We start from the raw sequence: 13,404 nt of genomic DNA, 5'->3' as shown, positions 1-13,404 counted from the left end.
CGACGGCAGGAGGTTGTGTTGCGGGTTTCCTGAGGCTGTGCCGCTGGCCTGTGTGCCGCAGGCCCCGATGCCGGGAGTGGAGCTCGTGAGCATCGAACCGTCGTCGTCCCAACCGCCGTCCGGCCGTCCCAAAGGTCCTCCGTCGGGGCCGCTGGCGGGGCCTTCCCAGCCGGACCGGCCCACACCCCCGGACGCCGAAACCCGCCTCGGCGGCGGGCGGTCGGGACCGCCGGTCGGACCGCCCGGCGGATCCGGCGGCGGGGGCCCGGGCGGCGGCGAGGGCCCGCACCACCCGTGGTGGAAGTCCGCGCCCCGGGTGGCCGTGGTCGCCACCGCCATCGTGGCGGCGGTGGCCCTGATCCTCGTGTTCACCCGTTCCGACGACACCTCGAACCAGCAGCGGGGCGAGGTCTTCCTGCAGTCCGCCGGGAGCACGGGCGCGGACCCGTTCACGGAGTCGACCGCGAAGGAGAGCACCGCGCCGACGGCGACACCCTCGCTGCCCTCCACGGCCACGGGCACGGACAACGCGGTACAGAGCGTGAGCGGTGACGCCCCCGGCCTCTACGGCGGGACACGCAACGTCGCCAGCTGCGACGTGGAGAAGCAGATCACCGCCCTCAAGGCGGAACCGTCGAAGAACGCGGCCTTCGCCTCGGTGCTGGGCATCCAGCCCTCCGCCGTCCCCGGCTATCTGCGCACCCTCACCTCCGTACAGCTCCGGGCGGACACCCGGGTCACCAACCACGGCTACCGCAACGGTTCTGCCACCACCTATCAGGCCGTGCTGCAGGCGGGCACCGCCGTCCTGGTCGACGAGCGCGGGGTACCGCGGGTGCGCTGCGCCTGCGGGAACCCGCTGACACCGCCGGCCGCGCAGCAGAGTGCCGCCCCCAGGCCGGTGGGCCAGTCGTGGTCCGGCTACCGGCCCTCGCACGTGGTCGTCGTCGCGCCGGCGCCCCGCCCGGTGAAGAAGTTCGTCGTGGCGGGCCAGAAGAAGGGCGAATGGTTCACCCGGGACCAGGGAGACCACCGCGGCGAGTACGACAAGAAGACGACACCGCCACCGCCACCGCCTCCGCCGCCACCGAAGCCGTCCACGACGGGCAGGGAACAGACACCCTCGAACGGCGACACCTCGCAGGGACCGGGCAAGCCGTCCAAGCCGTCGGAGTCGGGCAAGTCGTCGAAGTCGTCGGAGTCGGGTAAGCCGTCGAAGCCGTCGAAGCCGTCGGAGTCGGACAAGTCGTCGAAGTCGTCGGAGTCGGGCAAGCCGTCGAAGCCGTCCGAGTCGGGTAAGCCGTCCGAGTCGGACAAGTCGTCGAAGTCCTCGGAGTCGGGCAAGTCGTCGGAGTCGGGCAAGCCCTCCAAGTCGTCCGAGTCAGGCAAGCCCTCCAAGTCCTCCGAGTCGTCGAAGTCCGGCAAGGAGTCGTCACCGTCGAAGGACAAGTCCTCGTCGGAGTCGGGCAAGCCGTCCTCTCCGTCGTCCGGGCCGTCCTCACCGGGCTCCTCCCAGCCGTCGTCATCGCCGCCGTCGCCGTCCGAGAAGTCCTCGAAGCCGCAGGCCCCGTCCTCCGAACCGCCCTCCTCGCAGCCCGAGCCAAAGACGTCCGCGCCCCAGACCTCCGAGCCTCCGCCCCTGTCCTCGGCACCCCTGTCCTCCGAGCCCCTGTCCTCCGCGCCCCAGAACACGGAGCCCCAGAATTCCGGCCCCCCGCCCGCCGACACAGAACAGCAGCAACAGCAGGAGCAGGAGCAGCAGCAACCGCCGGGCCCCGAGGGGTCCTAGCAGCGCTGGCGCACATACGCCGCAGGGTGTCCCAGGACCACCGTGCGGCATCTTTTTGCGCGCTTTACCCGACTCGTCCCGCTGGGTCAAGTCACGACTCCTCGGAACGTGACCGTGCGGTGCCCGTGGGGCCTACTTGAAGTGCGGGCCTCACCGGAAAGGAAATCCGGAAAATAGATGAGGCAGGACGGTAGGACGGAAATCTTCGGCAGAGGGTTTTCTCTTTCACCGAAACCGCGAATTGTCCCGGTGCGGCGGTCCCGGTAAAACGGTCCGCCGGCTGTCGTCCCGAATTTTCGGGACGGGCAGAAGAGTCCCCTGAATCGGTAGGAGAAAACCCATGACCCGTATTTTTCACACCCACAGCGACGTCCGCTCCAAGCGCCGGGGCTTCCGCCTCGCGACACTCGCCGCCTCGGCCGCGGTGATCACCGGAGGCATCGTCCTTCCGGCGTCCGCCGCGATGGCCGCCCCGATGCCCGCCGCGCATGTCGTGAGCTTCGTCCACGGCGGCGGCGCCGGCGGTGACGGCGGTGCCGGAGGCGACGGCTTCATCGGCGGCGGCGGGGGCTCCGGCGGCTCCGGCGGCGGCAGCGTCCTGGGCGTCGGCGGTGACGGAGGCAAGGGCGGCAACGGAGGCGACGGCATCCTGTCCGGCGGTGGTGGCGGTGGCGGTGGTGGCGGCGGCGACGGTGTCATCGGCGGCGACGGAGGCAGGGGCGGCGACGGCGGCACCGGCCTGTTCGGCGGCAGCGCCGGCTCCGGCGGCTCCGGCGGCGACGGTTTCATCGGCGGCAACGGAGGCAAGGGCGGCAACGGCGGCTTCGGTGTCTTCCAGGGCGGCGACGGAGGCAAGGGCGGCGCGGGCGGGCTCGGCGTCCTCTTCGGCGGCCTGGGCGGCGGCGGTGGCGCCGGCGGCGGCAGCATCTTCTGACCGTTCCGCCCCGGTGGGGCGAAGGCCCGCACGGCCTGCGCCCCACCGGACCCCTCACCCCCTCACCCCTTCCCCCCGCACCCCCATTGACCAGGACGCGGAGCCGGACGGCCGGCGCTGCGCCCCGCAGAACCACAACCTTGCTCAAGGAAAACGGAGAACCCCCATGTCCAGAACTCGCTGGCAGCGTCCGCTCGTCCTGGCGGTGGCCTCGGTGGCCCTCGCCACCGGCACCGCGTGCGCAGCCCAGGCGGCGCCGGGCGTCACCACAGGCATCAGCCAGATGGTCCCGGCCGACCCGTCCCACTGCGGCCATGGCGGGGAAGGCGGCAAGGGCGGGGAAGGCGGCAAGGGTGGTGAGCCCGGTCGGCCGGGGGAGCCCGGCGAGCCCGGCCGGCTCGGCTGCTTCAAGTTCGACGACCTGCCCGACAAGCCCAAGTCGGAGCTCACGGGCGTGGACAAGATACGGATCGTGCTGACCGTGGAGTCCGGGCAGGCGAAGAAGGCCGACGTCGCCAAGAAGTACAAGATCTCCGAGAAGGAGTTCGACACCTGGGACAAGCAGTTCCGCGACGGGGACTGGGCCGCGCTGATGGGTTTGAATTCCCTCTTCGGCTCCTGAGGGACTTCCTCCGACGCCCCGGCCCGGTGCGGGCCGGGGCGTTCCTGTCAAGCCCCGAATTCACGGGCCGTGACGGCGAGGTCCTTGGCCGGGTTTATTCGATACAGCGGAAACCGCGGTACGGAAAATAATTCTTTGGGAAGAGGAATGCCATGCGTATGCGTTCTTGGAAGGTCCGTCTCGGTCTCACGGTCTCGACCGCTCTGACCGCCGGTGTGGCGGCCGGCGCGCTGGCGCCGGCCGCGATGGCCGCGCCGGTGCCGCAGGGCCATACGGCCGTGGTGGCCGCCGCCCGGCAGCTCCCCGCCGACGGCGCCCAGCCGGGCGGCGGCAGCTGGCCGGGCGGCGGCCAGTTCGCCAGCGGTCAGTTCGTGAACGGCCAGTTCGGCAGTGGCCAGTTCGGCACCGTCAAGGTGGGCGACGGCAGCGTGCGGATCGGCGACCGGGTGTGTGCGGGCAACTGCAACGGGACCGTCAACGGGAGCAACGGCGGCCAGGGCGGGATCTGCGCCGGGCTGTGCAACGGCAGCGCCAACGGCGGCACCGGCACGACCGGCGCGCCGGGCCGCGAGGGCGGTATCGGTGGCCAGGGCGGGATCTGCGCCGGGATCTGCGGCGGCAGCGCCAACGGCGGCACCGGCGGCACGGGCGGAGCCGCGGTGGGCACCGGCGACGGCGGCCGCGGTGGCAAGGGCGGCACCGGCGGGATCTGCCTCGGGCTCGGCTGTGAGAGCGGCGGCATGGGCGGCCGCGGCGGCACCGGCGGCGCCGGCTGACGTCCGCCCGCCCCCGGGGGGCCCGGCCCGCGGTGCGGCGGGAGTGGTTGCGCCCGCGGGGTCAGGGCGCGGACAGGCCGAGCAGGTTCGCCGCGTTGGTGTCGAGGATCATCGTGGCTTCCTCCGGGGTGAGCCCCGAGTCGGCGATGTGGTCCACGGCCGCGCGAAACGACGGTCCAGATCGGCCGCGTCGCGTCGGCACCGGTCCCGCGCGGGGTACCCGTATCGAGCCCTGCGGTCCACAGGCGGGCGTGCACGTCGATACGCAAAGGAGCCGCCCTTCGATGGAACGCCCCGCCCAGCGGCGCGGTCCAGCCGGCGGCGGACTCGGGCCGGGGTTCCCGCAGCGCGGACGGCCCCGTGTCGTGGTCGAGTGGGTTCGTGGGCGGGGTGAGGACCGTGGCGTCGGGGCGGTAGGGAGCGAGTGCGGTGAGGGAGCGGATCGACTACCGGGCGCTGTTCGCCGCCACCCCCAGCCCGTACCTGGTGCTGGGCCGCGACCTGGTGATCGTGGACGTCAACCAGGCCTACCTCCTGGCGACCGCCCGCACCCGGACGGAACTGGTCGGGCGGTACCTGTTCGACGCCTTCCCCGACAATCCCGCGGACCCGGGCGCCGACGGGGTGCGGAATCTGAGCGCCTCCCTGCACTGGGTGCTGCGTTCGAAGGAACCGGACACCATGGCGGTGCAGAAGTACGACATCCCCGTCACCGGCCGTCCGGGCGAGTTCGAGGAGCGCTGGTGGTCGCCGGTCAACACCCCGGTGCTCGGGCCGGACGGACAGGTGGAGTGGATCATCCACCGGGTGGAGGACGTGACCGAGTTCGTCCTGTCCCGCCCCCGGCTCGCGCAGAGAATCAGCGTGCTGGGCGAGCGGGAGGCGATGGAGGCCGAGCTGTATGCGCGGGCGCGCGCACTGCAGCAGCTGAACGACGAACTGCGCAAGGCACACGCCCGGGAACGCCAGGTCGCCGTCACCCTGCAGGAGGCCATGCTGCACTCGCCCGACCTGGCGGGCCACCAGGACATCGCGGTGCGCTACATGCCCGCCGCCGGGTCCCTGAACGTGTGCGGCGACTGGTACGACGTGGTCGATCTGCCCGGCGGCTTCGCCGTGGCCGTCGGCGACGTCGTCGGGCACGGCCTGGAGGCCGCCGCGACGATGGGCATGCTCCGCAGCGCCCTGTCCGCGGCGGTCCGCGCCCTGCACGAGCCGGCCAGAGCGCTGGAGGTGCTGGGCCTGTATGCCCGCTCGGTGGAAGGGGCGCTGGCCACCACCGCGGCCGAGGCCGTCATCGACAACCGGGTCCACCGCATCCGCTACAGCAGCGCGGGCCATCTCCCGCCCGTCCTGGTGCATCCCGACGGCTCCTTCGGCCTGCTCGACCAGGCCACCGACCCCCCGCTGGGCGCCCGCCCCCGCCACGTGCCCCGCCCCCAGGCCGAGCTGCCCTACACCCCGGGAGACACCCTCGTGCTCTACACCGACGGGCTCATCGAACGCCGGGGAGAGGACATCGACGTCGGCCTGCGCCGGCTCACCGACACTCTCACCCGCCACACCCGTCTTGCTCCCGAACGCCTGGCCGACACGCTGCTTGCCCGCCTCGGTGTCAGCAGCGGCGGACGCGACGACGTCGCCCTGGTCGTCGTGCGCCTCTAGGCCCTGTCGTCACGTTCCCACAGGACCTGGCGGCCGCGGCCCCGTGCGGGCGGCGGTCAGCCGGGGGAGAGGGACTGCTCGGCCCAGACGGTCTTGCCGGTGAGGGCGTGCCGGGTGCCCCAGCGCCGGGCGAGCTGGCCGACCAGCAGCAGGCCCCGCCCGCCCTCGTCGAAGGTCCGGGCGCGCCGCATGTGCGGGGCGGTGCTGCTGGAGTCGAAGACCTCGCAGGTCAGCGTGGAGTCCTCGTGGATCAGCCGCAGCTGGATGGGCGGCCGGCCGTAGCGGATGGCGTTGGTGACCAGTTCACTGACCGTCAGTTCGGTGATGAAGGCGGCGTCGTCCAGCCCCCAGGCGGTCAGCTGCTCGGTGGCGTGCTTGCGGGCCCGGGCGACGACGGCCGGGTCGGAGGGCAGGTCCCAGGCGGCGACCCGGTCGGCGTGCAGGGCCCGGGTGCGGGCGACGAGCAGGGCGATGTCGTCGTCGGGACGGTGGGTCAGCATGGCGGTGAGGACTCTGTCGCAGACCGTGTCGAGGGTCTTCGCGGGGCGGGCGAGGGCGGCGAACATCTTGTCCAGCGCCTCGTCGATGTCGTGGTCGCGGGCGGCGAGCAGACCGTCGGTGTAGAGGGCCAGGAGGCTGCCCTCGGGCAGTTCGGTCTCGAAGGTCTCGAACGGCAGGCCGCCCAGGCCCAGCGGCGGGCCGGCCGGGACGTCGAGGAAGCGGACGGCGCCGTCCGGGGTGACCGCGGCGGGCGGCGGGTGGCCGGCCCGGGCGAGGGCGCAGCGGCGCGAGACCGGGTCGTAGACCGCGTACAGACAGGTGGTGCCGATGCCCCCGGCACTCTCTTCGGCGCCGTCCGTGCCGCCCTCGTCGGCGGACAGGTGCAGGACGAGGTCGTCGAGGTGGGTGAGCAGTTCGTCGGGCGGCAGGTCGACATCCGCCAGGGTGCGCACCGCGGTGCGCAGCCGGCCCATGGTGGCGGAGGCGCGGATGCCGTGGCCGACCACGTCGCCCACGACGAGCGCCACCCGCGCACCGGACAGCGGGATGACGTCGAACCAGTCGCCGCCCACGCCGGCCCGGGTGCCGGCGGGCAGATAGCGGGTGGCGATGTCCAGGGCTCCCTGGTCGGGCAGCGTCTGCGGGAGCAGGCTGCGCTGCAGGGTCATGGTGCTGGTGTGCTCGCGGCTGTCGCGGCGGGTGGTGTGGATACTGACGGCCGCCTTGGCGGTGAGTTCCTCGGCCAGCCACAGGTCGTCCGCCTCGAAGGGCTCCGCGCGCCGGTGCCGGCCGAAGAGGGCCACGCCGAGCGTGGCGCCGTGGGCCCGCATTGGCACCACCATCACCGAGTGCGTTCCGCTGCCCAGGAGCCGGGCGGCCCCCGGGTCCTGCCGCGCCCACCGCAGGAGGTCGGGGTCGGCCGCGTCGTACAGGGCGCCGTGGCCCTGGGCCAGGCACCGGGCCACCGGTGACAGGGCCGGGTAGAGGGTCTTTGTGCCCGCCGCGGAGGCGGCGGGCACGTCGTCGAGGACCGAGCGCACCGCGGTACGGGTCGTGGCGAGGGCCCTGGCCGGGGCGGCGGGGGAGGGCTCGCCGCCGTGCCGGGGGGCGTCCAGCAGATCGACGGCGGCGAAGTCCGCGAGCCGCGGGACGGCGATGTCGGCCAGTTCCTGCGCGGTGCGCCCGCTGTCTGCGGTGGTGCCGATGCGGGCCGAGGCCTCGCTCAGCAGGAGCATCCGCTGCCGGGCGAGATGCTCCTGGAGCCGCTGGTGCGCCGCCAGGCACACCGCGCGCACGCGCCCGGCGGGGTCCTTCAGCGGGACGAGGGAGGTCGACCAGCCGTCGTCCGCCCCGGTGCCCGCGGGGCCGGTGCCCGCCCGCAGATGCTGCGGGCCGCCGCCCTCCAGCACCCGGCGCATCTTCGCCTCGGTCTCGTCGCTCACCGGATGCGGCACGATCTCCGGCAGACGCCGCCCGCGCATCTGGTCCTCGGTGAGGGACAGCACCTGCTCCATACCGGCGTTGGCCCGCACCAGCCGCAGGTCCGCGTCGAAGACGGCCAGGACGCAGGGCGACTGGCGAAACGCCCATTCCCCCAGCCGACCGCTCCCGGCCGCCTCGCTCCCGTACGTCCCGCTCCCGGCTGCTTCTCCTTCGGGCGGGCCGGGGGGCGCTTGTCCCTCGGGTGTGCCGGTGACGGCGGACACCACGAGCCACTCGGTGACGGGGCCGTCCGCCGTACGGCGGTGCGCCAGCAGTTCCCGCCGCAGCCGGCGGCCGTCGCGGTGCCGCAGTGCCACGGTGCCGCTCCACCGCTCCCGTCCGGCCGCGTCCCGCAGCGCCGCCGCGTCGGCCGTGCCGGCGTCGTCGGCGAGCAGACGGGCGGCGGGCTGTCCCACGACCTCCGAGGGCAGGTAGCCGAGCAACTGCCGGGCCCCTTCGCTCCACTCCGTCACGATGCCCCGCGCGTCGACGGCGGCGGTGGCCGTGGGAGGGGGAGTGGGAGGGACCGTGCGGGCCGGACCGGGGGAGGCGTCCGACTCGTGTGGCCGCTCACCAGGATGGGTGGGAAGTCGCTCCATCGCCGCTCATCTCGCCCTTCGGGAACCTGCACGGCCGGGGGCTCTCCTGACAAGCATGATCCCGGGGGGCACGGAGCACCAACCCGGCGCCGTCACCGGGGGCGCGGCCCGCCGCCTCGTCCATGACCGCGCCGCTGCAAACCCGCGGGGATTGCCTGTGACAGGCCTGTGACAGCCGGCGGACACCGTCATGAAGTCCCCCGGCCACTCTTTATGTAAAGCGGACAAAAAGCCTTATTCGGTCATATGTCCCCTGCTTTCAAGGGTGTGAGCAGCGACGACCGAGCCGACACGTCGGAGGAAATCCCATGAGCCTCACACTCGCCACGCCGCACGCCGAAGCCCCCGTCCCCGCGCTGGCCCCCCGCGAGCAGGAGACGCTGCGACATATCGCCGCAGGGCGCACCTACCTGCAGACGGCCCGCCACATGGGGCTCTCCAAGCACACCGTCGACGCCTACCTCCGCCGTATCCGGGCCAAGCTCAACATCAACAGCACCGCCGAACTCACCCGGCTGGCCATCTCCCTGGGCCTGTGACCACCACGCTCCCGCGGCCGCGATGTGACCGCCGCGCCGCACCGCCGCTGCTCACCGGCCCGTGCCGAACTCCCCTCGGCCCGGCCCCGTCAGCAGCGGCACGCCGGCGCCGTTCCGGCACCGCCCCGGTGGCAGAAGGCCGTGCCCGGCCCGTCTCACATGCTTGGCCTGGCCCGGCCCGCTCGTGCGGCCTGGGACAGGGCGACCCCCGTAAACGCCACGAAGGCGACGCCGCACCCGAGCAGGCCGGTCCGCTCGGGTGCGAGGAGGTCGGCCTCGCTGTCGGAGTAGGTGCAGGTGAGGGAGGGCGGAAAGACCGTTCTTTCGATGTCCCGTACGTCGATCCGGATCAGCTTGGTGTCCGGGGGGATTGTCTTCGCGTGCAGGCACTCGTCGTAGAGCTCCGTCTGTGAGAGTTCCATCGAGGGGCCAATACCGGTCACCCAGATCATGACGGCCACCAACGGCGACCAGATCGCACCGGCCCGCACCCAGCGCGAGGCCCGCGACCTCCGCCCGATCAGGATGACGGAGAGGGCCACGACCAGAACCCCCGTGCCCGCCCACATGATCCACGTGCCCAGGACCGTGGGGTGCGACGGCCCATAAGCCCCCGAGTCGCTCCAGTAGCACGCGACGTCGGGCGGGAAGGCGTCCACGCGCACGCGCACCAGCGGGAAGTCGTTGTCGAGGGTCTTCTCGCCGCACACCTGCACGGGGTCGGTGAAGGCCAGCCCGTACACCACGGCACCCGCGTATCCGAGCACCGCCACACCCGCGCCGATGACGGCCCAGCGGACCTGCCGGGACGGACGGCGCAGGGCCGCCCACAGAAGGTACGCAACCGATCCGGCCGCGCACAGGAAGAGACTGATCAGCGGCACGGCGTAGAACAGCAGCATGCTCACGGCCTCCGCGCGCGCTCGTCCGCGGACCGGGCGGAGACGGACCGGGCGGACACGGCCAGGGCCACTGCGCTGACCGTGAGGCCGGCCAGCGCCGGGTTCACGTATCCGGGGACCTCCCGGTCGTAGGTGGTCCCGTCGCTTCGATGGCACACGAACCGGACCGGTACCCACCAGACGTGGTAGTCGTCGATCCAGTAGTCGCGTTCCTGCACGCCCGTGCGGCACGGCCGGATGGGCGAGGAATCCGCCCCGCCGTCGTCCGCCTCCAGCGCCGCGCCCGCGACGTACAGCATTCCCCAGGCGTACATCACGGCCGCGCCCGCCGCGACGACATACGCGAGACCGCGCAGCGAGCGCGCGAGCCCGCCTCTCCAGACGCGGGCCAGTCCCCGGCCCAGGAACACCACGCCGGAGACGACCGCGACCAGGACGACCAGCAGACAGAGCAGGAAACTCACGTCATCTCCCCCCGGCCCTCGTCCTCAAGACGTATGTGATCCCGCACCACACGATCCCCTCCCGTCACGGTTCCCCGGGGGCGGGGACGATCAAGGGAGGGCGGGCGGTTGCACGGGCCCGATCCGGTGGCCGGCAAGCGGCACCGTCCCGCACGCCGCGGGAGACCGCGGTCCCGTCCCGCCCGTTTTTCGTCCGACGCCGGGCCGGCGGCCGCGGCACACGGCCCGCCATGGCTGACGGCCCCTCACAAAGCCGTGCCCGCAGGCCGGTTGCCCGCACGCGCACGGTGGCCACCGGCGTCCTGCCCGACGGCACCACCCTGATCAGCCCGGCCACACAGAAACAGCGGCTGACCACGCCTCCCACCACGATTCCGGGCACCGGGTACGGCCTGGGCATCTTCGACGTCCAGGGCTGGATCGGGCACCACGGCTCCCTGCCCGGCTACGAATCCCTGACCGTCTACCTCCCCGCGGCGCAGGCGACCCTCGTCGTCCTGTTGAACATCGACATCGACCACAACGGCGCGGAGCCCAGCACCCTCTTCGGGGAGGCGATCACGAAGATCGTCTCCCCGGGCCACGTCTTCAACCTGCCCGCCCAGCCCGCGGCCCGCTGACCACCCCCGCGAGGCGGCACCGGCGCGCGGGGGAGAGGAACGCGTACCGCCGCAGCCCCCGCTCCGCAGGCCCACGGGCGCGACAACTCGCTAGGGCCTGTCCGGCGGATCATGCCGGAGACGCGGGGTCTGGCACGCCCTCCCCCAAGCTCTTCGAGCAGGGGGTACCCCCAGCGGCGTTGTCGTCGGTCGCCGACTCCCCCGAGCTCTCGGCTTCGCTCGAGCAGGGGGACCCCCATCGCGTCGACGCCCTTCCCTGCCTTGCAGCTGCACGCACCAGACCCCGCTCACCTGCACTTATGAGGCGCCGTTACTTTCCTCCGACCTGATCCGCCGGACAGGCCCTAGCCTGGACACCAGGGGGCGGCTCGGGCGAAGCCCAAGGAGGCTGACGTGGCTGAAGCGACTCCTGAGGCCGGAGCGAAGGACAGTGACCGGATATCCGCCGGCCCCCGCGGCACCGGCACCCCCGGCTACCTGCCCATCGCCGAGCACGGCCTGATCGGCGACCTGCGCAGCGCCGCCCTCGTCGGCACGAACGGCACCATCGACTGGTACTGCTGCCCCCGCTTCGACGCACCCAGCGTCTTCGCCTCGATCCTCGACGCCGAACGGGGCGGATCCTTCGAACTCGCCCCCGACGTCCCCACCCGCACCAAACAGTTCTACTTCCCCGACACCAACGTCCTGATCACCCGCTTCTTCGCGGACGACGGAGTCGGCGAGATCCAGGACTTCATGCCCGTCGTCGACGACTCACGCGAGGCCGACCGCCACCGCCTCATCCGCCGCGTGGTGTGCGTCCGCGGAGCACTCCCCTTCCGCGCCCGCGTCGCCCCCCGCTTCGAGTACGGCACCGCACCCCACACCGTGCACGCCGAGGCCGGCCAGGCGGTCTTCGCCTCCGCCTCGCTGCGCCTCGCCCTGACCTCCACCGTGCCCATCGAGGTCGACGGCCCGGACGTCTGGGCCCTGTTCAAACTGCACGAGGGCGAGGCGGCCGTCTTCACCATCGACAAGATCGGCGGCGACGTGGCACCCCGCTTCTGCGCCGTCGCCGAGGCGGAAAGAGAATTCAACGCGACCGTGTGCTACTGGCGCCGCTGGCTGTCCCAGTCCCGCTACCGCGGCCGCTGGCGGGAAATGGTCCACCGCTCCGCCCTCACCCTCAAACTCCTCACCTACGCCCCCACCGGCGCCATCGTCGCCGCGCCGACCACCAGCCTGCCCGAACAGATCGGCGGCGAACGCAACTGGGACTACCGCTACGTGTGGATCCGCGACGCCGCGTTCTGCGTGTACGCGATGCTCAGACTCGGCTTCACCGCCGAGGCCGAAGCCTTCATGGGCTTCGTCACCGAGCATGTCCAGCGCGCCCCCGACGGCCCGTGCGGACCCACCGGCCCCCTGCAGATCATGTACGGCATCGACGGATGCCGTGACCTGCCCGAACGCGAACTGCCCCACCTCGAGGGCTACCGCGGCTCAGCCCCCGTACGCGTCGGCAACGCCGCCGTCGACCAGCTCCAGCTCGACATCTACGGGGCACTCGTCGACTCCCTCTACCTCTACGACAAGTGGGGCAAGCCCATCTCCAGCGCCCACTGGGACAGCATCAGCGAGCTCGTCGACTGGGTGTGCGACCACTGGGACCAGCCCGACGAGGGAGTCTGGGAGACCCGCGGCGGCCGCAAGACGTTCCTCTACTCCCGCCTCATGTGCTGGGTGGCGATCGAACGCGCCATGCGGCTGGCCCGGCACCGCGGCCTGCCCGCCGACATGGTCCGCTGGGGCGCCGTCCGCGACACGATCTACCGGCGGATCATGAGCCACGGCTGGTCCGCCGAACGCCACGCCTTCACCCAGTACGAGGACAGCGACATCCTCGACGCCTCCCTGCTGATGATGCCGCTGGCGAAGTTCATCGCCCCGACCGACCCCAAATGGCTCGCCACCCTCGACGCCCTCGGCGAGGACCTGGTGTCCGACTCCCTGGTCTACCGCTACGACCCCCAGGCCAGCCCCGACGGCCTCCAGGGCGAGGAAGGCACCTTCTCGATCTGCTCCTTCTGGTACGTCGAGGCACTCACCCGCGCCGGCCGCCTGGACGAGGCCCGCCTCGCCTTCGAGAAGATGCTCACCTACGCCAACCACCTCGGCCTCTACGCGGAGGAGATCGGCCACACCGGCGAACAGCGCGGAAACTTCCCCCAGGCCTTCACCCACCTCGCCCTGATCAGCGCCGCCTTCAACCTCGACCGCATGCTCGGCTAGACGAATGAGTCCGATGCCGATGCCGGGGCCGGTGCGCGAGCGTAAGAGAGGACGCTCAAGACCATGTTGTGACGCAACCCGTCTGCCTTGCCCTGGCGCAAGCCCTGCCCCGCAGGCACAGGTCCGGGCACGCCGCTCGCGCAGCGCGACGGCGAGGTCTTCCAGGTACGTGCCCACGCCGTCCCGCCCGCCGGACTGCTCGGCATCGCCACGGCGGCCACCTGCTTCGGGGTTCTG

General features: G+C 72.4%; 9 protein-coding genes and 2 pseudogenes. 8 read left to right on the top strand and 3 right to left on the bottom strand.

Going from position 1 to position 13,404, the window contains the following annotated elements:
- Window positions 1–85 precede the first annotated feature (85 nt).
- From OG798_RS01225 to OG798_RS01205, 5 genes and pseudogenes are all read left to right on the top strand, one after another.
- A pseudogene (locus OG798_RS01225) lies at window positions 86–1,357 on the top strand (DUF6777 domain-containing protein); the annotation flags it as partial.
- A gap of 772 nt (window positions 1,358–2,129) precedes the next feature.
- Complete coding sequence (locus OG798_RS01220; protein WP_328755920.1) at window positions 2,130–2,723, top strand: hypothetical protein; 594 nt, start codon at window positions 2,130–2,132, stop codon at window positions 2,721–2,723.
- Window positions 2,724–2,889: 166 nt separating this feature from the next.
- The gene (locus OG798_RS01215; RefSeq protein ID WP_328755919.1) at window positions 2,890–3,345 is read left to right on the top strand and encodes a DUF1153 domain-containing protein; all 456 of its coding nucleotides are present in this window, start codon (window positions 2,890–2,892) and stop codon (window positions 3,343–3,345) included.
- 152 nt (window positions 3,346–3,497) lie between these two features.
- Window positions 3,498–4,121, top strand: coding sequence for a hypothetical protein (locus tag OG798_RS01210; RefSeq protein ID WP_328755918.1), 624 nt, complete (start codon window positions 3,498–3,500; stop codon window positions 4,119–4,121).
- Window positions 4,122–4,550: 429 nt separating this feature from the next.
- Window positions 4,551–5,786 carry a PP2C family protein-serine/threonine phosphatase gene (locus tag OG798_RS01205; protein WP_121413223.1) on the top strand — a complete coding sequence of 412 codons (1,236 nt, stop codon included), beginning with the start codon at window positions 4,551–4,553 and terminating at the stop codon, window positions 5,784–5,786.
- Between the two features lie 56 nt (window positions 5,787–5,842).
- Here OG798_RS01205 and OG798_RS01200 read toward each other — a convergent pair whose 3' ends face one another.
- Window positions 5,843–8,368 carry a SpoIIE family protein phosphatase gene (locus OG798_RS01200; RefSeq protein ID WP_328755917.1) on the bottom strand — a complete coding sequence of 842 codons (2,526 nt, stop codon included), beginning with the start codon at window positions 8,366–8,368 and terminating at the stop codon, window positions 5,843–5,845.
- Between the two features lie 308 nt (window positions 8,369–8,676).
- Here OG798_RS01200 and OG798_RS01195 point away from each other — a divergent pair, with 308 nt between their 5' ends.
- Complete coding sequence (locus OG798_RS01195; protein ID WP_060900198.1) at window positions 8,677–8,907, top strand: response regulator transcription factor; 231 nt, start codon at window positions 8,677–8,679, stop codon at window positions 8,905–8,907.
- A 155-nt stretch (window positions 8,908–9,062) separates the two neighbouring features.
- Here OG798_RS01195 and OG798_RS01190 read toward each other — a convergent pair whose 3' ends face one another.
- Window positions 9,063–9,809, bottom strand: a complete 747-nt coding sequence (locus tag OG798_RS01190; RefSeq protein ID WP_328759964.1) for a hypothetical protein — start codon at window positions 9,807–9,809, stop codon at window positions 9,063–9,065.
- 2 nt (window positions 9,810–9,811) lie between these two features.
- Window positions 9,812–10,273, bottom strand: coding sequence for a hypothetical protein (locus OG798_RS01185; RefSeq protein WP_328755914.1), 462 nt, complete (start codon window positions 10,271–10,273; stop codon window positions 9,812–9,814).
- A 281-nt stretch (window positions 10,274–10,554) separates the two neighbouring features.
- Between OG798_RS01185 and OG798_RS01180 the strand changes: the two are divergent.
- Window positions 10,555–10,893: pseudogene (locus OG798_RS01180) on the top strand (serine hydrolase); the annotation flags it as partial.
- 438 nt (window positions 10,894–11,331) lie between these two features.
- Entirely contained in the window at window positions 11,332–13,167 is a 1,836-nt protein-coding gene (locus OG798_RS01175) for a glycoside hydrolase family 15 protein (protein WP_328759963.1), read from the top strand.
- Window positions 13,168–13,404 lie beyond the last annotated feature (237 nt).

This window comes from Streptomyces sp. NBC_00271 (genome assembly GCF_036178845.1).
Classification (GTDB): domain Bacteria; phylum Actinomycetota; class Actinomycetes; order Streptomycetales; family Streptomycetaceae; genus Streptomyces.
The sequence above is the reverse complement of the archived record's forward strand: the minus strand, read 5'-3'. Positions and strand labels throughout refer to the sequence as shown.

Coding starts and splice junctions, on each gene's coding strand:
- OG798_RS01195 (WP_060900198.1), top strand. CDS start 8,677: ATGAGCCTCACACTCGCCACGCCGCACGCCGAAGCCCCCGTCCCCGCG.
- OG798_RS01200 (WP_328755917.1), bottom strand. CDS start 8,368: ATGGAGCGACTTCCCACCCATCCTGGTGAGCGGCCACACGAGTCGGAC.
- OG798_RS01210 (WP_328755918.1), top strand. CDS start 3,498: ATGCGTATGCGTTCTTGGAAGGTCCGTCTCGGTCTCACGGTCTCGACC.
- OG798_RS01190 (WP_328759964.1), bottom strand. CDS start 9,809: ATGCTGCTGTTCTACGCCGTGCCGCTGATCAGTCTCTTCCTGTGCGCG.
- OG798_RS01215 (WP_328755919.1), top strand. CDS start 2,890: ATGTCCAGAACTCGCTGGCAGCGTCCGCTCGTCCTGGCGGTGGCCTCG.
- OG798_RS01220 (WP_328755920.1), top strand. CDS start 2,130: ATGACCCGTATTTTTCACACCCACAGCGACGTCCGCTCCAAGCGCCGG.